The 18,688-nt window shown below is 74.7% G+C and carries 21 protein-coding genes; 11 read left to right on the top strand and 10 right to left on the bottom strand.

The genetic code is table 11. The annotated features are described in order from the left end of the window. Positions 1-175: 175 nt before the first annotated feature. Complete coding sequence (locus ACFFIA_RS29870; RefSeq protein ID WP_377257052.1) at positions 176-1,594, bottom strand: aminotransferase-like domain-containing protein; 1,419 nt, start codon at positions 1,592-1,594, stop codon at positions 176-178. Here ACFFIA_RS29870 and ACFFIA_RS29865 point away from each other — a divergent pair. The 6 genes from ACFFIA_RS29865 to ACFFIA_RS29840 all read left to right on the top strand — a co-directional run bounded on the left by ACFFIA_RS29865 (position 1,593) and on the right by ACFFIA_RS29840 (position 6,757). Then, a complete protein-coding gene (locus ACFFIA_RS29865; protein ID WP_377257049.1) occupies positions 1,593-2,531 on the top strand; it encodes a DMT family transporter in 939 nt (312 codons plus the stop codon). The two genes, ACFFIA_RS29870 and ACFFIA_RS29865, sit on opposite strands and share 2 nt — an antisense overlap. Before the next feature lie 7 nt (positions 2,532-2,538). Next, positions 2,539-3,333, top strand: coding sequence for an inositol monophosphatase family protein (locus tag ACFFIA_RS29860; protein WP_377257046.1), 795 nt, complete (start codon positions 2,539-2,541; stop codon positions 3,331-3,333). Between the two features lie 13 nt (positions 3,334-3,346). Then, positions 3,347-4,048 (top strand): ThuA domain-containing protein, encoded by a 702-nt coding sequence (locus ACFFIA_RS29855; protein ID WP_446686986.1) that lies wholly within the window; start codon positions 3,347-3,349, stop codon positions 4,046-4,048. After that, complete coding sequence (locus ACFFIA_RS29850; protein WP_377257043.1) at positions 4,018-5,118, top strand: Gfo/Idh/MocA family protein; 1,101 nt, start codon at positions 4,018-4,020, stop codon at positions 5,116-5,118. The genes ACFFIA_RS29855 and ACFFIA_RS29850 overlap by 31 nt, the downstream gene beginning before the upstream one ends. A 39-nt stretch (positions 5,119-5,157) precedes the next feature. Next, positions 5,158-5,529 (top strand): VOC family protein, encoded by a 372-nt coding sequence (locus tag ACFFIA_RS29845; RefSeq protein ID WP_377257040.1) that lies wholly within the window; start codon positions 5,158-5,160, stop codon positions 5,527-5,529. Positions 5,530-5,908: 379 nt separating this feature from the next. Further along, positions 5,909-6,757, top strand: coding sequence for an SDR family oxidoreductase (locus ACFFIA_RS29840; protein ID WP_377257037.1), 849 nt, complete (start codon positions 5,909-5,911; stop codon positions 6,755-6,757). Positions 6,758-6,772: 15 nt separating this feature from the next. On the opposite strand, the gene ACFFIA_RS29835 is transcribed toward ACFFIA_RS29840, so the two are convergent. Together ACFFIA_RS29835 and ACFFIA_RS29830 are read right to left on the bottom strand one after the other, a co-directional pair. Then, positions 6,773-7,045: a hypothetical protein gene (locus tag ACFFIA_RS29835; protein ID WP_377257034.1), complete on the bottom strand. Its 273-nt coding sequence runs from the start codon at positions 7,043-7,045 to the stop codon at positions 6,773-6,775. A 238-nt stretch (positions 7,046-7,283) separates the two neighbouring features. Continuing rightward, positions 7,284-7,658 carry a hypothetical protein gene (locus ACFFIA_RS29830; protein ID WP_377257031.1) on the bottom strand — a complete coding sequence of 125 codons (375 nt, stop codon included), beginning with the start codon at positions 7,656-7,658 and terminating at the stop codon, positions 7,284-7,286. A gap of 111 nt (positions 7,659-7,769) precedes the next feature. Here ACFFIA_RS29830 and ku point away from each other — a divergent pair, with 111 nt between their 5' ends. After that, positions 7,770-8,765 (top strand): non-homologous end joining protein Ku, encoded by a 996-nt coding sequence (gene ku / locus ACFFIA_RS29825; protein ID WP_377257028.1) that lies wholly within the window; start codon positions 7,770-7,772, stop codon positions 8,763-8,765. Between the two features lie 48 nt (positions 8,766-8,813). Here ku and ACFFIA_RS29820 read toward each other — a convergent pair whose 3' ends face one another. From ACFFIA_RS29820 to ACFFIA_RS29790, 7 genes are all read right to left on the bottom strand, one after another. Next, the gene (locus ACFFIA_RS29820) at positions 8,814-9,260 is read right to left on the bottom strand and encodes a response regulator (RefSeq protein WP_377257025.1); all 447 of its coding nucleotides are present in this window, start codon (positions 9,258-9,260) and stop codon (positions 8,814-8,816) included. A gap of 31 nt (positions 9,261-9,291) precedes the next feature. Continuing rightward, a complete protein-coding gene (locus tag ACFFIA_RS29815) occupies positions 9,292-9,429 on the bottom strand; it encodes a hypothetical protein (RefSeq protein WP_377257022.1) in 138 nt (45 codons plus the stop codon). 3 nt (positions 9,430-9,432) lie between these two features. Further along, complete coding sequence (gene nhaA, locus ACFFIA_RS29810; protein ID WP_377257019.1) at positions 9,433-10,758, bottom strand: Na+/H+ antiporter NhaA; 1,326 nt, start codon at positions 10,756-10,758, stop codon at positions 9,433-9,435. Positions 10,759-10,847: 89 nt separating this feature from the next. Further along, entirely contained in the window at positions 10,848-11,720 is an 873-nt protein-coding gene (locus ACFFIA_RS29805) for a heme ABC transporter ATP-binding protein (RefSeq protein ID WP_377257016.1), read from the bottom strand. After that, positions 11,717-12,745 (bottom strand): FecCD family ABC transporter permease, encoded by a 1,029-nt coding sequence (locus ACFFIA_RS29800; protein ID WP_377257013.1) that lies wholly within the window; start codon positions 12,743-12,745, stop codon positions 11,717-11,719. Before ACFFIA_RS29800 ends, ACFFIA_RS29805 begins: the two co-directional genes overlap by 4 nt. Beyond that, the gene (locus ACFFIA_RS29795) at positions 12,742-13,737 is read right to left on the bottom strand and encodes a heme/hemin ABC transporter substrate-binding protein (protein ID WP_377257010.1); all 996 of its coding nucleotides are present in this window, start codon (positions 13,735-13,737) and stop codon (positions 12,742-12,744) included. Before ACFFIA_RS29795 ends, ACFFIA_RS29800 begins: the two co-directional genes overlap by 4 nt. After that, positions 13,734-14,534 carry a neocarzinostatin apoprotein domain-containing protein gene (locus ACFFIA_RS29790; protein WP_377257007.1) on the bottom strand — a complete coding sequence of 267 codons (801 nt, stop codon included), beginning with the start codon at positions 14,532-14,534 and terminating at the stop codon, positions 13,734-13,736. Before ACFFIA_RS29790 ends, ACFFIA_RS29795 begins: the two co-directional genes overlap by 4 nt. A 138-nt stretch (positions 14,535-14,672) precedes the next feature. On the opposite strand from ACFFIA_RS29790, the gene ACFFIA_RS29785 reads away from it, so the two are divergent. The 4 genes from ACFFIA_RS29785 to ACFFIA_RS29770 all read left to right on the top strand — a co-directional run bounded on the left by ACFFIA_RS29785 (position 14,673) and on the right by ACFFIA_RS29770 (position 18,632). Next, positions 14,673-16,163 carry an HtaA domain-containing protein gene (locus tag ACFFIA_RS29785; protein ID WP_377257004.1) on the top strand — a complete coding sequence of 497 codons (1,491 nt, stop codon included), beginning with the start codon at positions 14,673-14,675 and terminating at the stop codon, positions 16,161-16,163. A gap of 58 nt (positions 16,164-16,221) precedes the next feature. Beyond that, on the top strand, positions 16,222-17,217 hold the full coding sequence (locus ACFFIA_RS29780) for a WxL protein peptidoglycan domain-containing protein (RefSeq protein ID WP_377257001.1): 996 nt from the start codon (positions 16,222-16,224) through the stop codon (positions 17,215-17,217). Positions 17,218-17,293: 76 nt separating this feature from the next. Next, positions 17,294-18,094, top strand: coding sequence for a COG1361 family protein (locus ACFFIA_RS29775; RefSeq protein WP_377256998.1), 801 nt, complete (start codon positions 17,294-17,296; stop codon positions 18,092-18,094). A 58-nt stretch (positions 18,095-18,152) separates the two neighbouring features. Beyond that, positions 18,153-18,632 carry an RrF2 family transcriptional regulator gene (locus ACFFIA_RS29770; protein ID WP_377256995.1) on the top strand — a complete coding sequence of 160 codons (480 nt, stop codon included), beginning with the start codon at positions 18,153-18,155 and terminating at the stop codon, positions 18,630-18,632. Positions 18,633-18,688 lie beyond the last annotated feature (56 nt).

The following is an 18,688-nucleotide window of genomic DNA, read 5'->3' as shown; positions in this document are numbered from 1 at the left end:
CCGCCGTCCGGCGATGGGCCGGGAGCCTCAGTAGCCGCCGCCCCCGCCCCCGCCACCGCCGCTCGCCGCGATCGCGATGATGACGATCACGATCACGATCACCGCGATGACAATCCCCAAGATCACTTTGCCTCGATTGGTCACCCGAGACGCGATACCCCCGGTTGGCGGCCGATCACACACCGTGCCGGGACGGTGCCGCCCCGGCGCGGAGGGCACGCGCGAGGCGGCGGACCGCCTCGTCCATGAGGTCGGGCGGGGCTGCGGCGTAGGTCAGGCGCAGGTGCGGCGCCGAGGGCTCGGCCGCGTACCAGGGGCGGCCGGGGAGGACGACGACGCCTTCGGCGGCGGCCGCGACGGCCAGCGCGGCGTCGTCGGTGCCGTCGGGCAGGCGGACCCACAGGTGCAGGCCACCGCGGGGCACCGCCGGCGGGACGACCTCGGGCAAGTGGCGGCCGAGCGCGGCCAGCAGCGCCTCGCGCCGGGTCCGCAGCGCGGCACGCAGTGCCCGGAGGTGCCGCGCCCAGGCCGGCGCGGTGACGAGCTCCAGCGCGGCCTGCTGGAGCGGGCCGGCGACGAAGAAGTCGTCGAGCAGCCGAGCCGCGCGCAGCCGGGCGCCGGCGGGGCCGCGGGCGCCGATCGCGGCGACCCGCAGGCCGGGGGCGGCCGACTTGGTCAGCGAGCGCAGGTGGACCACGTGCCCGTCGGGGTCGTCGGCGGCCAGCGGCCGCGGGGGCTCGGCGTCGATGGAGAGGTCGCGGGCGTAGTCGTCTTCGATCAGGAACGCCCCGGCGCCGCGGACGGCCTCGGCCACCCCGGCGCGGCGGTGGGCGACCAGGGTCGCGCCGCTCGGGTTGGCGTGCAGCGGCTGGCAGTAGAACAGTCGCGCGCCGGTGCGGGCGAACGCGGCGGCGAGCTGGTCGGGGAGCACGCCGTCGGCGTCGGCGGGCACCGGGGTCACCCGCAGCCCCGCCGCCCGGGCCGCGGCCAGCGCCCCCAGGTAGGTCGGGGACTCCACGAGCAGCGTGTCGCCGGGCGCGGCGAGGGCACGCAGCGCGGACGACAGCGCGGCCTGCCCGCCCGGGCAGATCACCATGTCGTCGGCGCGCAGCCCGCCGCCGGCCTCGCGGGCGAACCAGGCGCGCAGGTCTTCGCGCCCCTCGGCCGGCCCGCGCTGCCAGGCGGCGGGCTGGCGGGCGGCGCGGGCGAGCGCGGCGCCGAGGGCGGCGACCGGCTGCAGCTCCGCCTCCAGGTAGCCGCCGGTGAGCGGGATGGCGCCCGGTCGCGGTAACGCCAGTAGCGCCTGCATCTCCTCCTCCCCCGGCCGGCCGGGCCCGAGCGCCACCGTCTGCCAGGCCAGGTCGGGGGCCGGCCGCGCCGCCGGACGCGCGGCCACGAACGTGCCCCGGCCCGGTCGCGTCTCGATCAGCCCCGCCGCCACGAGCTGCCGGATCGCCTCCGCGACGGTGACCGGCGAGGCATGGTGCCGGGCGGTCAGCTCGCGCACCGAGGGCAGCCGTGCGCCCGGGCCGGCGGCGGCCGCGAGACCGCGCAGGACTTGGATAACGCGATCGACTGCGTTACCGTCTTTCATGAAGGTAGAGAGTAGCGCTACTGTCGCGCCCACGGTAACAGCGGATCGGGCCGTCGGCCTCACACTCGGCGCGCTGGGCGTGCTCGCCTTCAGCATGTCGCTGCCCGCCACGCGCGTCGCCGTGCAGCAGCTCGACCCGTGGTTCGTGGCCTTCGGCCGGGCCGTCGGCGCCGCGCTGCTGGCCTGGGCGTACCTGCGCCTCACCGGCGCGCCGAGGCCGACCCGGGGCCAGTGGCGGCGGCTGTCGGTCGTCGCGCTCGGCGTGGTCGTCGGCTTCCCGCTGTTCACCTCGCTGGCGCTGACCACGCAGACCTCCGCCCACGGTGCGGTCGTCATCGCCGTGCTGCCCGCGCTGACCGCCGTGTTCGCGGTGCTGCGGGCCGGCGAGCGGCCACCGCCGCTGTTCTGGGCCGCCAGCGCCGGCGGGCTGCTGGCGGTGCTCGCCTTCCTGGCCACCACCGGGGCGGTACGCGGCACGTTCGCCCTCGCCGACCTCTTCCTGCTCGCGGCGGTGGTCCTGTGCGGCCTCGGGTACGCCGAGGGCGGTGCGCTCGCCCGGGAGCTGGGCGGCGCCCGGACGATCTGCTGGGCGCTGCTGCTCGCGCTGCCCGTCACCCTGCCCGTCACGCTCGCCGCCGCCGCGGCCCATCCGCCGCACGCCGGGGCGGGCACCTGGACGGCGTTCGGCTACCTCACCGTGGTCTCCATGTTCCTGGGCTTCTTCGCCTGGTACGCCGGCTTGGCCCGCGGTGGCATCGCCCGGGTCGGCCAGATCCAGCTCGCCCAGCCGGTACTCACGATGCTCTGGTCCGCGCTGCTGCTCGGCGAGACCGTCACGCCCGCCTCGATCGGCGCCGCGCTGGTGGTGCTCGGCTGCGTCGTGCTGATCCAGCGCACGCGCGGCACGGGGCGGCCCGATCCGGCACGCGCACTATGATCTAACGATGTCTGACGCGGACCTCGCCGTTGCCGCGGCGCAGGCGGGCGCCGCCGTGGTGCGGGCCCGCTTCGGGCAGCCCTTGGAGCGGTTCGCCAAGTCCGGCAACGACTTCGCGACCGCGGCAGACATCGAGGCCGAGCGGGCGGTCCTCGACGTGCTGCGGCCGGCCCGGCCGCACGACGCGGTGCTCGGCGAGGAGTCCGGTCACGACGGTGACGCCGCCGCCGGCCGCCTCTGGCTGGTCGACCCGCTCTGCGGCACGCTCAACTTCGCCGCGCACACGCCGCTGGTCGCGGTCAACGTCGCCCTGCGGGACGGCGCGGGCGTGGCGGTCGCGGCGGCCGCCGACCCGTTCACGGGGGAGGTGTTCTGGACCGACGGGCGCGGGGCCCGGGTCCGCCGCGACGGCACCGACGTCCCCCTCGCGCCGCCGCCGGCCGTCGTACCCCTGGTCGATGTCAACCTCGAGCCCCCCTTCGACAACGGGCCGGGCTTCCGGGCCGTGCGGCTGCTCAACGACGTGGCGTTCACGCGGCGGTTCGGCGGGCGGGTCACGTCGACGACGCTGGCGCTGACCTGGGTCGCGGCGGGGCGGCGGGCGGCCTACGTGACCGACGGCGACATCCGCGACAACGTGCACTTCGCGGCCGGGCTGGCGGTGTGCCGGGCCGCGGGGTGCGTGGTCACCGGCCTGCGCGGGCAGCCGGTCGGCGAGGGCGCCGACGGCATGATCGCCTCCGCCGACCGGGAGACGCACGACGCCCTGCTCACGTTGGTGGGCAAGCAGTTCCGCGCCTGAGGGAGCCACGCCTGTGAGAGCACTTGTCGTACGCGGCGGCTGGGAGGGGCACCGGCCGGTCGAGGCGACGGAGATGTTCATCCCGTTCCTGCGCGGCAGCGGCTACGCCGTGCGAGTCGAGGAGTCGCCGGAGGTCTACGCCGACGCCGCCGAGATGGCCGCCACCGACCTGGTCGTGCAGTGCGTGACGATGTCGCGGATCAGCGCCGAGCAGGTGGCCGGGCTGCGCGCGGCGGTCGAGGCGGGCACCGGCCTCACCGGCTGGCACGGCGGGATCGTCGACTCGTACCGCGCCTCCTCCGACTACCTCCAGCTTGTCGGTGGGCAGTTCGCCACGCACCCCGGCAAGGAGCCGTGCGAGCGGGTCGGCGACCAGGAGGACAACTACCTGCCGCACACGGTGCACCTCACCGACCTCGGCCGCCAGCACGAGATCACCGCGGGCATCGACGACTTCGACCTGGTCACCGAGCAGTACTGGGTGCTGCACGACGACCTGATCGACGTGCTCGCCACCACCACGCACCCCACTCGGGAGTGGCATCCGTGGCACCGGCCGATCACCTCGCCGGCGATCTGGACCCGCCGGTGGGGCAAGGGGCGCGTCGTCGTGACCACGCCCGGCCACAGCCTCGACGTGCTGGAGCACGCCAGCGTCCGCACGGTCGTCGAGAGGGGCATGCGGTGGGCGACCCGCACCGGATCGGCGTCGTAGGTCTCGGCGTCATCTCCCGCGCGTACCTGGAGACGCTCGCGGACCATCCGGCGGTGACCGTCGCCGCGGTGGCCGACCTCGACGCCGACCGGGCCGCCGCGGTGGCCGCCGGGCTGCCGGGGGCCGAGGCGGTCGGCGTCGAGCGCCTCTTCGCGCGCCCCGACATCCAGACCGTCCTCAACCTCACCATCCCCGCGGCGCACGCGGAGATCGCGCTCGGCGCGATAGCCGGCGGCAAGGGGGTCTACCTGGAGAAGCCGCTCGCCGCCACGTTCGAGGCCGCACGGTCCATCATGGACCACGCCGCGGTCGCCGGCGTCCGCGTGGGTTGCGCGCCGGACACCGTCCTGGGTACGGGCACGCAGACCGCCCGCGCCGCCCTCGACAGTGGACTGATCGGCCGCCCCCTCTCCGCGACGGCCGTGATGGTGACGCCGGGGCACGAGCGGTGGCACCCCCACCCCGACTTCTACTACAGGGCCGGCGGCGGGCCGCTGCTGGACATGGGGCCGTACTACGTCACCGCGCTGGTCCACCTGCTCGGCCCGGTACGCGCGGTGGTCGGCGCGGCGAGCCGGCTGCGCGACGGGCGGGTGATCGGCTCCGGCCCTCGCGCGGGCGAGCGGATCCCGGTCGAGGTGGCCAGCCACGTCACCGGCGTGCTCGAACACGCCAACGGCGCCCTCGCCACCATCACCACGAGCTTCGACGGCGTGGCGACCACCGCCGCCCCCATCGAGGTGCAAGGTGAGACCGGCACGCTCGCCGTCCCCGACCCAAACGCGTTCGCGGGCGAGGTGCGGCACTTCGCGCTCGGCGGTAACGCGTGGCACGCGCTGGTGCCCGCGGCCGGATACGCCGCCGGGGCCCGCGGTGTCGGCCTCCTCGACCTCGTCACGGCCGACGGCCAGCGGCCGCCGCGGGCCAGCGGCGAGCTGGCGCTGCACGTCCTCGAGGTCATGACCGCCCTGCTCCGGTCGGCCGGCGAGGGGCGGCGGATCGAGCTGGCGACGGCGGCGGAGCGCCCGGTGCCGGTACCGCTCACGCCGGCCGCGGAGTGGAAGGCGTAACGGCCGGAAAGTGTCGTACCCCGCCCTAGGGTGAGGGTCATGGACTGGAAGATCGAGCTCATTCCCGTCCCGGTCACCGATGTCGACCGGGCCAAGGATTTCTACGTGCGGCTGGGCTTCAACGCCGACCACGACCACCAGGTGCACGAGGGCCTGCGCTTCGTCCAGCTCACCCCGCCCGGCTCGGCGTGCTCCATCGTGCTCGGCGACGGCATCACCGAGAAGACGCCGGGCACGCAGGAAATCCAGGTCGTGGTGGCCGACGCCGAGGCGGCACGCAGGCAGTTGCTCGACGCCGGTGTGGAGGCGAGCGAGGTCGATCCGCAGCCCTGGGGCAGGTTCGTCTACTTCCGCGACCCCGACGGCAACAGCTGGGCACTCCAGGCGATCGACTCCCGCCCCAATGGCTGAGCCTCAGATCGGGAAATAGTCGCCGGGCGATCTCCATCGGCCACTTGTCGATCTTTCCCCGGCAAGTAAGCCCTCTCCCGCCGTAACGGGAGAGGGCTTACGCGGTCCTGAGTGTTTGCGGGATGCCTCAGGATTTCCCAGCCTAGCGGACGCTCACGTCCGTTTGCTGCAACTGTCCCGAGTCTTGGTGCGAAAACCGCGTTTTGAAATTGAATCGTGAGGGGCGCCGGCCCCATTTCATCTCGCCGTCCGGCTTTCGGAGCCGCGTGCTGCGCCCCGCACGCCCGGCGGCGGGTCACACCGGCACGCCGGTCCCCGCTGGTGGACCGGTGTTCGGACGGGAGGTTTGGGCGGCGCCGGTCCGGAAATGTGGCAAAGCATGTCTGACGCCCAGAAGTCCGAGCCGCACCAGAAACCGCCGGGCACACTGACCGCGATGCGCCTCAAGCCGGACCACGGTGAGGAGTCCTACCGCGGCTCCGGCCGCCTGGAAGGTCGCAAGACGCTGATCACCGGCGCCGACAGCGGCATCGGCCGGGCGGTCGCGATCGCGTTCGCGCGGGAGGGCGCGGACGTGCTGATCTCGTACCTGAGCGAGCACAACGACGCCAAGCAGACCGCCGAGCTGGTCGAGCGGGCCGGCCGCCAGGCCGTACTGATGCCGGGCGACGTGGCCGACCCGGCGTACTGCCGGGCGGTCGTGGAACTCGCGGTGGCCGAGTTCGGCCGGATCGACGTGCTGGTCAACAACGCCGCCTACCAGATGACCCACGAGACCGTCGAAGAGGTCAGCGACGAGGAGTGGCAGTACACGTTCGACGTGAACATCACCGCCATGTTCCGGATCGTGAAGGCGGCCCTGCCGCACATGGCGGCCGGCTCCTCGATCATCAACACCAGCTCGGTCAACTACGACATGCCCCGGCCGACGCTGCTGCCGTACGCCACGACGAAGGGCGCCATCGCCAACTTCACCGCCGGCCTGGCCCAGATGCTCGGCGACCGCGGCATCCGGGTGAACGCGGTCGCGCCCGGCCCGATCTGGACGCCGCTGATCCCCTCCACGATGCCGCCCGAACGCGTCGGGCAGTTCGGCTACGACACGCCGCTCGGCCGGCCCGGCCAGCCCCGGGAGGTCGCACCGCCGTACGTGATGCTCGCCTCGGACGAGGGCAGTTACATCTCCGGCGCGGTCATCCCGGTCACCGGCGGGAAGCCGATCCTCTGACGCCGCCCGGCTCGGCTACCGCGTACCCCGCAGGGTGTGGCGGCGGGCGGCGGTGAACGCGAGCGCGGAGCCCAGCGCGACCGGCGCGAGCAGCAGCGCGGTGGCCGGCCCGGCGCGGTCGCTGAGCTGGCCGGCGGTGGCCGCGCCGAGCGCGAGGCCGGCCTGGCCGGCGGTCTGGAGCCAGCCGTACGCCTCGGCGGTGCGCGGCCCCGGCACGGCCCGCGCCATCAGCTCGTCGGTGACCGCCAGCCACGGCGCCAGCGGCAGCCCGAAGACCGCGACCGCCACCGCCGGCGACCGCCGAGTGGCCCGTGGCCACGACCGTCCGATGTGGAACGACGGCCGCCTGCACCGCGAGCCCGGCGCTCCCGATCGCCACGAACGCCACCAGCGCGCCCGCCGGCCCGGACAGCGCGAGGCTCGCCGTGACCGCGAGCGGGCCGCCGATGAAGAGCACCTCCTGCGCGATCGCGTTGATCGCGTACGCCCGGCCCACGCCGGGTTTTCGGGCTGGCCCGGCTCGGGCTCAGGTGAGGGCGTCGACGAGCGCGTCGGGGTCGGCGACGGTGACCGTGAGGCCGGGATGGCGCAGCCACCGCCCCGGCAGGAGGGCTGGCACCGGCGTCACGAACCGGACGCAGACCCCGGCCGCCGTACTCGTGCCGAAGCTGACGCCGCGGTCGGCGAGGGACAGGTGCGGGCCGATGACCCGCCACCACCGGTACGGGCCGGTGCGCCGCGCGTCCCGCACGTTGCCCCGGCTGGTCCGCAGCCGCCATGGGCCGAACCGGACCACCAGCTCGTCGTCGGAGAGCGCCAGCCACGCGGTGGCCGGGCGGATGCCGAGCGGCGCCAGCAGCCACCACACCGGCTTCGGGGCCGTGAACGGGAACCGTCGCACGCGCGCACCATCCATGCCCGAGGCGTACCCCCTCCCCCGGTCGCCAATCTCCGGGGGTTCAACCGGCTTCCCCCGGGTACCGCTGAGACAGCGACCGGAAGGCGGTGGGTGATGGCACGCTCGATCTGGACCGGCGTGATCAGTTTCGGACTGGTGTCGGTGCCGGTCCGCCTGTACTCGGCCACGCGCGAACACGATGTGTCCTTCCACCAGTTCCAGAAGGGCACCGGCGACCGCATCCGGTACCGGCGCGTGAACGAGCGCACCGGCAAGGAGGTGGAGTACGGGGACATCGCGAAGGGCACCGACGTGGGCGGCGGCGAGTACGTGATCCTCGACCCCGACGAGCTGGAGTCGATCGCGCCGGGCCGCTCCCGCTCCCTCGAGATCCACGCCTTCGTCGACCTGGACGAGATCGACCCGGTCTACTACCAGCGGACCTACTACCTGGCGCCGGGGACCGAGGAGACCGCCCAGACATACGCGCTGCTCCGCGACGCGATGGGGGACGCCAACCGCGCGGCGATCGGCACGTTGGTGATGCGCGGCAAGGAGTACCTGGCGGCGATCCGGCCGAGCGACGGGCTGCTGGTGCTGGAGACGATGCACTTCGCCGACGAGGTACGCGACCCACACAAGGAGATCGAGCTGCCCGGCAAGGCGAAGCCGCGCCCGCAGGAGCTGCGCATGGCCACGCAGCTGATCGACTCGATGAGCGGCCCGTGGAAGCCGGCCGACTACCGCGACACGTACACCGACCGGGTCAACGAGCTGATCGAGGCCAAGAAGGAGGGCGCCGAGGTCACCGTGGCCGAGGCGGCGCCGGAGGCCACGAACGTCACCGACCTGATGGAGGTGCTGCGCCGCAGCGTCGACGCGGCGAAGGCGTCCCGAGGCGCTTCGGGGAAGGTGGGCACGCGCGCGGCGGGCGGGGCGGCGTCGACCCGGCCCAGGAAGGCTGGCCCCGCGAAGAAAGCCGGCCCCGCGAAGAAGGCCGCCGCCGGCAAGAAGGCCACAGCGGAGAAGAAGGCCGGCTCGGCCAAGGGCGGACCGGCGAAGAAGGCGGCGGCGAAGAAGAACGGCACGGCCAAGAAGAAAGCCGCGTGAACGTCCCGACCACCGCGGACCGGCCCGCCCCGGCGGCGGGCGGGCGGCTCAGTCTCGCTTGGGATGGGCCGACAGCTCGCCGTAGAAGTCGTAGATCTTGGCGATGGCCGCTTCGAGGTCGGCGAGGTCGATGGGCTTGGTGACGTAGGCGTTGGCGCGCCCGGCGTAGCTCGCGGCGATGTCCGCCGGCTGCTCCGACGTGGTCAGCATGACCACCGGGATCGTGGCGAGGGCGTGGTCGGACTTCACGGCGTCGAGCACCTGCCGGCCGTTCATCCGGGGCATGTTGAGATCCAGGAGGACGAGGTCGGGCCGGGGTGCCGCGGCGTGCTCCGCCTCGCGGCGCAGGAAGGCCATCGCCTCGACCCCGTCGTGCGTGACGTGCAGCCGCACCGGTGCGTGGTGCTCGGCGAACGACTGGCTGATCAGGGCGACGTCCGCCTCGTCGTCGTCGACGAGCAGCACGTGGTACGGGCGGTTGGGTTCGTTGCTCAAGAGTCGGCTCCTGCCGCTGGGTCCGCCGAGTCTACCCGCGGTCGCGGGAGCGGCGCCCGGCGCACCGCGCCCGCAGCCGCCGCTCGGCGGCGGCGGCGGTCCGCCATCCGCCGAGGTCGCCGAGGCCGTCGAGGGCACCGCCCAGGGGCGGACGTTCGTCCCCTGACACGGCTCACTGGTACGCGTCCGGGATGCCGTCGTGGTCCTCGTCGGCCTCCTGGGCTTCCTGGAGGCGGCGGTGTGCCCGGTCGCGCAGGCGCAGCAGGACCGTGGCCGCCAGCGCCGCGCCGACCGAGCCGGCCAGCACGCCGACCGTGGCCTGCTCGGCACGGGCCGAGCCGGCGCCGAACGCCAGGTCGCCGATCAGCAGCGACACGGTGAAGCCGATGCCGCCGAGCGTGCCCAGTGCGACCGTGTCCGCCCAGCCGAGCCCTTCCTCCAGCGAGGTTCTGGTGAAGCGGGCGACGAGCCAGGTCGCCACGGTGATGCCGATCGCCTTGCCGGCGACCAGCCCGACGACGATCCCGAGCGCGACCGGCTCGGCGAGTGACCCGGTGAGCCCGCTGAGCCCGCCGACCGTGACCCCCGCGCTCAGGAACGCGAAGACCGGCACCGCCACCCCCGCCGAGATCGGCCGGAAGCGGTGCTCGAAGTGCTCCGCCAACCCCGAAACCGCAGCGGCGTGGGCACCGGTGACGCGGCCGGCCGCGCCGGCGCCGCGGCCGCGGGGGCGTACCGGCACCATGAAGGCCAGCAGCACACCGGCGACGGTCGCGTGCACGCCTGACTCGTGGATCAGGAACCAGGTCGCCGCCGCCAGCGGGAGCAGCAGCCACCAGGACCGGTTGCCCCGCTGGACCAGCAGCGCGAACACCGCCAGCGGCACCGCCGCGCCGAGCAGCGGCAGCACGGCCAGCTCGCTCGTGTAGAACACCGCGATGATCATGATGGCGATCAGGTCGTCGACCACCGCGAGCGTCAGCATGAACGTGCGCAGCGCCGCCGGCAGGTGCCGGCCGACCACCGCCAGCACCGCCAGCGCGAACGCGATGTCCGTCGCGGTCGGCACCGCCCAGCCGCGGGCCGCGCCGTCGCCCGATCCCCCGGCGACCAGGAGGTACAGGATCGCGGGTACGGCCACGCCGCCGAGCGCCGCGGCGACCGGCACCACGGCGCGGCGCGGGTCGCGCAGGTCGCCGGCGACGAACTCGCGCTTCAGCTCCAGCCCGGCCACGAAGAAGAAGATCGCCAGCAGCCCGTCGGCCGCCCAGGTCGCCAGGCTGAGGTCCAGATGCAGCGCGGACGGGCCGACGCGGAAGTCGCGCAACGCCTGGTATCCCGCCGACCACGGAGTGTTGGCCCAGATCATGCCGAGCAGCGCGGCGGCGAGCAGCAGCGTGCCGCCGATCGTCTCCTGCCGCAGGATGGCCGCGATCCGCCGGGCCTCGACCCAGGACCCCAGCCGGAAGATGCGGGGGACGGAACGCACGGGAGCCATCAAATCGCCCTTTCCGGGGTCACGCCGACACGAGTGCCGACCAGACTTCCCGGCGCGCCATCGCACACCCTACCTGGTACGACCGCCGCTCACGCCCGGTCGGGAGGGGCGGGACGGTCGGGCACGATCAGGGGCACGCCGGTGCGCGGATGCGGGATCACCTCGACCCGGTGCTGGTACACGCCGCTGAGCGTGCCGGCGGTGAGCACCCGCTCCGGCGGCCCGTCGGCGACCACGCGACCGCCGGCCAGGAGGGCGACCCGGTCGGCGTACGCGGCGGCCAGTCCCAGGTCGTGCAGCACCGCCACCACCGCGTCGCCGGCCCGGGCGCGGTCGCGGGCGATGCCGAGGACCAGCTCCTGGTGGTGCAGGTCGAGGGCGGCGGTCGGCTCGTCGAGCAGCAGGATCGGCGTGCGCTGGGCGAGCGCGCGGGCCAGCGCGGTGCGGGCCTGCTCGCCGCCGGAAAGGGAGGGGAAGGGGCGGGCGGCGAAGCGTTCGACGTCGGCCTGGCGCATGGCGTCGGCGACCGCCTCGGTGTCCTCGGCCTGGCGTGGCGTGCCGGCCCAGGGCGCGCGCCCCATCGCGACCACGTCCGCGACCGTGAACGGGAACGCGAGCGTCGTGTGCTGCGGCAGCATCGCGCGGCGGCGGGCCAGCTCGACCGTTTTCGCCCCGGACAGTGCCGCGCCGCCGAGCGTGATGGTGCCGGCGTGCGCGGGCAGGTCGCCACAGGCGGCGGCGAGGAGGGTGGTCTTGCCGGCGCCGTTGGGGCCGACGAGGGCGAGCAGCTCGCCCGCGCGCACGTCGAGGTCCACATCGGACAGTACGGTGGCGGTGCCGCGCCGTACCGCAAGGCCGCGCGCCTGGATGGCGAGCGCGCCACGCTCCGGCCGCCAGTCGCCCGCGACGCCCCGGCCCGGCCCGCGCGCCAGCGAGAGGCCGCGAAGGCGGGCGGCCCTCATCCCCAGCCTCCCGCCCGGCTGCGCGTGCGGCGCAGCAGCCAGAAGAAGCAGGGCCCGCCCACGACCGCGGTGAGCACGCCGAGCGGCAGCTCCTGGTACTCGATGAGCGTCCGCGCCGCCAGGTCTCCGCCCACCACCACGGCCGCGCCGGCGAGCGCGCTCGCCGGCAGCAGCAGCCGGTGGCCGGGGCCGGCGACCATGCGGATCAGGTGCGGCACCACCAGCCCGACGAAGCTGATCACCCCGGTGAAGGCGACGGCGGAGGCGGCCAGCAGCGCGGTCACGCCGATCAGCGCGATCCGCAGCCGCTCGACGTTGACGCCGAGGTGCCGGGCCTGCTGGTCGCCGAGGGCGAGCAGGTCCAGCCGGCGGGCGGCGAACAGGGCGGCGGCGATGCCGGCGACCGCGCACGGCAGCGTGGTGCCGACACTCCCCCAGGTCGCCTGGGCCAGGCTGCCGAGCTGCCAGAACGCGATCGCGCGCACCGCGTCCGCGTCGCCGAAGAACATCACCAGCCCGATCAGCGCGCCGGCGACCGCGTTGACCGCGATGCCGGTCAGCACCAGGGTCACCACCTCGGTACGCCCGCCCGCGCGGGACATGCTGTAGACGAGCAGCGCGGCGGCGAGCCCGCCGGCGAACGCGGCGGCCGCCACCGTCCAGCCGCCGAGGGTGGAGACCCCGGCCACGATCGCGGTGGCCGCACCGACCGCGGCCCCCGAGGAGACGCCGATGACGCCCGGCTCGGCGAGGGGGTTGCCGAAGAGCCCCTGCATCAGCGCGCCGGCACAGCCGAGCGAGGCGCCGACGATGACGGCGAGCACCACGCGCGGGAAGCGGACGACCCACAGCGCGTTCTCGCCCTGCGGGGCGCTCGGCATCGGCCCGATGTCCAGCCCGAGGCGGTGCGTCAGCGAGCCGAGCACCTCGGCCGGCGGTACGCGCACCTGGCCCGTACCGGCGGCGACGAGGCAGAGCACGACGAGCCCGGCCCCGAGCCCGAGCAGGAGGGCGGCGCGCCTCACCGGCAGGACTCGTACACGGCCTTGGCCAGCGCCTGGATCGCGCGGCCGGTACGGGCGCCGAAGTTGAGCAGCATCCCGTCGTCCATGTCCACGACGCGGCGCTGCCGCCCGGCCGGCGTCTGGGCGACTCCGGGCAGCTTGAGCAGCCCGTCGACGCCGCCGACCGAGGCGAGCCCTTCCGACATCACCAGGAGCACGTCGGGCGCCGCGTTGATCAGCCCTTCGCTGGTCATCGGCCGGAACTTCTCCAGCCCGATCTCCGTACCGGTGTCGACCCCGCCGATCGCCGCGATCATCTCGTCGGAGCCGGCGCCCTTGCCGCCCATCAGGTAGACGCCGGCGGTGCCGCGCACGTAGAGGAACGCGATCCGTGGTGGCGGGCCGCCCTCGGGCGCCGCGCGGCGGGCCTCGGCGATCTCCCCGTCGACCCGGGCGACCAGCGCCTCACCGGCGGCGGGCACGCCGAGGGCGGCGGCGATCGCGCGGATGTGGCGGGGCACCGCGGCCAGCGTCTGCTCGTCGTCGATCAGCACGACCGCGATCCCGGAACGGCGCAGCTGGTTGAAGACCTCGGGCGGACCGATGCTGTCGTCGGCGAGTACCACGGTCGGGTTGAGCTTGAGGACGGCCTCGCCGGAGAGGTCGTGCCCGGCGGGGGTGACCAGCGGCAGGTCGGCCGCCGCGGCGAAGGTGGTGGAGGTGTCCCGCCCCACCACCCGGTCGCCCAGCCCGAGGCTGAATACGATTTCGGCGATCGAGCCGTAGAGGTTGACCGGCAGGATCCGGCTCGCGTCGCGGACCGTCACCGCGCGCCCGTCGGCCGAGGTCACGGTCGCCGGCAGGGCGCTGCCCGGGTCGGCGCCGACCGGCACCACGTCGGTCGACTCCACCACCGCCGTGGCCGGGCCGCAGCCGCCGGCGGTCGGGGTCGCCGGCGCGGGCGCGCCGCATCCGGCGAGGACCAGCGCCGCCGCGAGCAGGGCCCGCCTCACGCTCGCCGCCCGCGGCGCCACAGCATCAGCAGGAGTACGAGCACCAGGGCGCCCAGCACGGCGACGGTCCCCGTCCACCACCGTCCGGCGGAGGTGCTGTCGCTGACCCGGGTCACGGCCAGCGGGGCGTCGGTGGCCGGTGCCGCAGCCGTGCCCTGCGGCGCGCCGGTGACCACCGGTGCCGCACCGGCCGGCGCCGAGGTCGCCGGTGCGGAGGTGTTGGTGCGGGGCGGGGCCGCCGTGGTCCGCTCGGGCGCCGGCGGCTTGGCGGCCGGCGCGGTGGTGCGCGTGCCGCCGCCCGCCGCTCCCGCGAACGTCACCGGAATGCGGACGTCCTGCGTCCGGTCACTGGTCCGGGTGTGGTCCGTGCGGGTCACGACCGAACAGCGGCGGGCCGTGCAGTCGACGTCTCCGATCTTCGTGGTCACCTTCACCCGCACGCGGAACGAGCCGCCCGCTCCATAGGGGACGGCCAGCCCCTCCCCGTACGAGGGCGGGTTGGAGGAGATCCAGTGCGAGGCGCCGAGGCTCCCGCTCATGTCGGCACCGCCGCCGCAGGGCGTGGGCACGGCGCCGGCGCCGTTGTCGACGCAGTACGCGACGTAGATGCCCTTGTCGACGTCGTACCCGGCGCCGGAGACGGTGACCGTCTCGCCCGCGCGGTCGAGCCCGCTGGTCTTGCTGACGGTCAGCCTCTGGCCGCCCGGACCGCGGGCGGTGGTGTCGGCGTACGCCGGGCCGGCGGCGAACAGGACCACGCCGGCCAGGAGCGTCGCCACGGCTGCCAAGCTGCGCATTCCGCCTCCCGATTTGGTTAGGCTAACCTAATTGGATCATGAGGCTCGCGCAAGCGGGTGTTCAGAGGATTTGCAGGAAAGTTAGGCGAGCCTAGCCTAATCACGCTTGTTCGCGTCGAGAAGGAAAGGCACACACGCATGGGCAGACATACCGCCGGCCGTATCGGCCGGTCGCTTCGCTGGGCCGCAGCCGCCGCGGTCGGAGCGGCCGCCTCGATCGCCGCCGTCGCACCCGCGTCGGCGGCTCCCGCCGACATCACGGGCGGGACGCTCGACTGGGGCTTCAAGGCGTCGTTCCGCGCGTACGTATCCACCGGCAACGGCAACCCGCCGATCGGCGTGAGCGACGGGGCGACCCGTAACGCCGACGGCACGTTCCGGTTCACCGCCACCGGCGGTACGTACGACGCCGCGACCGGAGCCACCACCGTCCACTACGGCGGCACGGTGGTGTTCTCGTACCCGGCGCACTTCTTCGAGATCACACTGTCGAACCCGACAGTGGTGCTCAACGGCACATCGGGCTCGCTGCTCGGCGACGTCGACCTGGAGGTCAGCGGCGGCGGCTTCGAGCCGGTGCACGTCGAGCAGGCGGAGATCGCCACGATCGCCCTCGCCGAGCCGGCCGTGGCCGGTGACACCGTCACGTGGTCCAACCTGGCCACCACGATGACGGAGACCGGCGCGTCGGCGTTCGCCGGCTTCTACACCGCCGGCACCGCGCTCGACCCGCTCTCGTTCGCGGTCACCGCCCCCGGCGGTGGCGGCGAGCCGACGGGTCCGGCGGTGAGCGTCACACCGGTGTCCAACCTGGACCCGGCCGGCGCCACGGTCACCGTGAACGGCTCCGGCTTCAACGCGGCCGGCGCCGGCGTCTACGTGGTCTTCGGCCCCAAGCGCGCGGACTACTGGACGAACGCGGCGTACTACAAGTCCGCGAAGTGGGTCCGGGCGGGCGGGGCCGACGTGCTCAACCCGGACGGCACCTTCAGCACCACGCTCGAGGTCAGCGCCACGTACACCGACGGCACCGGTACGGCGGTGGACTGCAACGCTACCCCGTGCTACGTGCTGACGTTCGCGGCGCACGGCTCCGCCGACCGGTCCCAGGACACCGAGACGGCGATCACCTTCGCCGGTTCGGGCGAGCCGGGCGGCACGGCGGCGGAGCAGGAGATCACCGCGCAGGTGCTCGCCACCGGTCCGCTCACGCTGACCTCGGCCGGCGGGAGCGTCGCCCTGTCGGCGGTGCAGCCGGGCGCGGTGGCCACCGGTGGCCTCAACGCCGTGACCGTCAAGGACCTGCGCGGCACCAACGCCGGGTGGAGCCTCGTCGGTCAGGTCGAGGCGTTCAGCAGCCCGCTGGGCGGCACGATCGCCGCCGACAACCTCGGCTGGACGCCGAGCGCGTCGGTGGTGGAGGACGGGCTGGCCGGCGGCGCCGGCACGGTCACGCCGGGCGGCGTGGCCGAACCGGGCTCCGGCCTCGGCACCGCGCGCACGCTGTGCTCGTCGGCGGCCGGGGTGAGCGCGGGGCAGTTCCAGTGCGGTGCGGACCTGGGCCTCGGCGTGCCCGCGTCCACCGTGCCGGGCGACTACACCGCGACCCTCACCCTCACCCTCTCCTGAGAACCACCCTCTCCTGAGAACCACCCTCTCCTGAGATAAGCGTGGAAGGGCACCTGCCATGAGACGTACGACCGGAAGGTGCCCTTCCGCGCACCTCTTCGCCGCGCTGGCCGGCCTGCTCGCGGTGCTCGTGGCCGCACCGCCGGCCGCTGCGGCCCCCACTCCGGCGCCGGCCGCGGACGCCGGCTTCACCTGGGCCGTGCAACCGTCCGGAAAGGACGGTCCGACCGGCCGCAGCTACTTCGTCTACGACGCCGCGCCCGGCCAGCGGATCGACGACCGGGTCGCGGTCACCAACCTCGGCACGCAGCCGATGACCTTCGCGGTGTACGGCTCGGACGCGTACACCACCGCCGACGGGAGCTTCGCCCTCCAGCCGGCCAGCCACCGGGCGGCCGACGTGGGCGCGTGGACGTCGTTCGGCGCGCGCGCGTACCAGGTGGCCGCCGGCAAGCGGGTCGTCATCCCGTTCCAGCTGACCGTGCCGGCCAACGCCAGCCCTGGCGACCACGCCGGCGGCATCGTCGCCTCGGTCGTGCAGGCGCAGGCCGGCGGTGGTGGCCGGGTCAACCTGGACCGCCGCGTCGCCGCGCGGATCTACCTTCGGGTCGCCGGTGCCGTACGCCCGGCCGTGCAGGTCGAGGCGATGAAGATCGGCTACGAGAACCCGCTGAACCCGGTCGGCACCGCGCCCGTCGTCGTGATGTACCGGGTCCGCAACACCGGCAACGTACGGGTCGCCGGCTCCGGCCACGTCCAGATCCAGGCACCGTTCGGCTGGAAGCTCGCCGGCACCGAGCCGGCCCGCCTGCCCGAGCTGCTGCCCGGCTCGGCCATCACGATCACCGAGCAGGTCAACGGGATCGTCCCCGCCGGGCGGCTCGGCATCCGGGTCACCGTCGAGGCGTCCACAGCGGACAGCAAGCTGCCGGCGGTCACCCGCTCCGCCGGGCAGTGGGCCGTGCCGTGGCTCTGGGTCGCGCTGCTGGCCGTCGTCGCGGTGGTGCTGGTCGCCCGGCGGGTCCGTACGCTCCGCCGCCGGCGCGCCGGATGAGCGAGCGCGGCGAGCGAATCATCGAACTCGGCGCGGGCGAAGCCTCATGCCCGCCCGCGGCCAGGCGGGGACGGGCATGAGCACTCCACTGTGGATCCTCGCGGCGGCGCTCGCGCTGGCCCCCGCCCCGGCCGCGCCGGCCGCCCCGGCGGTGACCGCCGACCGCGCCCAGGCGGCCCCCGGTGACCGCGTGCTCGTCCGCCTCGCCGCCTGGCCACCGGGCACGGTCACGGTCGAACTCTGCGGCGGCGCGCCGGACGGCGGCTCGGCGGGCTGCGCGATGGACAGCGCCGTGCAGACGTACGTATCCCCCACCGGCACGGCCGGCACCGCACTCACCGTCGCCGCGCCGCCCGGCGGCTGCCCGTGCGCGATCCGGGCCACCAGCCTCGACCGCGCCACGGTCGCCACGACACCGTTCGCGGTCACCGGCGCGGCGGCGCCCTCGGCGAGCGGAGGCCGGAGCCAGGCCGCCCCGGTGCTCGTGGCCGCGAGCCTGGACGGTGGCGGCTCCTGGCCGGACCGGCTCGGCTGGGCGTCGACCCGCACGCTCGTACTCCGGCTGCGCAACGACTCGCCCGCGCCCGCGCCGGTCGCGCTCTCGGTGACCGCCGGCCGGGGCAGCGCGCCCACCGGTTTCGTCGCGGCCCCCGCCGTGCCCGACCTGGCGCCCGGCGAGGAGCGGACGATCGCGGTGCCGGTCGAGCTGCCGCCGCTGTCGACCGGCACGTACACGGTCACCGGCGAGGTCACCAGCGCCGGCAGTACCGTCCAGGTGGTGGCGACGACCGCCCGCTACCCGTGGGGCGTACCCGTGGTGCTCGCCCTCGCCGTGACGGCGCTGGCCGTGACCGCGTGGCGGCGGCGCCGGAGGTGACACCGGCGGGCGCCGCTTGCCAGACCTAATTCTGGATATGTACTGTCCAGTTATGCGGATGAGCGAAGGGGTGGAGTGGGCCCTGCACAGCTGCCTCAACCTCAGCTGGCTCCCCATCGGCCAGGCGGTCCCGGCGGCGAAGCTGGCCGAGTTCTACAGCCTGCCGGCCGCATACCTCAACAAGCAGTTGCAGGCGCTGGCGCGCGCCGGCATCGTCTCGTCCACCTCCGGCCCGCGCGGCGGCTTCCAGCTCGCCCGCAGCCCCGAGCGCATCACGCTGCTCGACGTGGTGGTCGCGATCGAGGGCGCCGAGGAGGCGTTCCGGTGCGACCAACTGCTCAAGCGGGGTCCGGGCGCCGACCCCGCAGCCGACTACCGTGAGTCCTGCCTCGTGTCCCAGGCGATGCGGCGGGCCGACCTGGCCTGGCGGGGCGAGCTGGCCGGGCAGACCCTGGCCGACCTGAAGGCGCGGGTCGAGCGCCACTACCCCGCGACGCCGGGCAACACGGTCAACAGGTTCGCCGCGCTGCGCGCCTGACCGGACCCGCCGGCGGACCACCTCACCGCTCCTCCGCCCCCGCTCCGCACGGGCTC

Origin of the sequence: Phytohabitans kaempferiae (assembly GCF_042433955.1) — a bacterium.
Lineage (GTDB): Bacteria > Actinomycetota > Actinomycetes > Mycobacteriales > Micromonosporaceae > Phytohabitans > Phytohabitans kaempferiae.
This window is presented reverse-complemented; position numbering and strand designations above follow the sequence as displayed.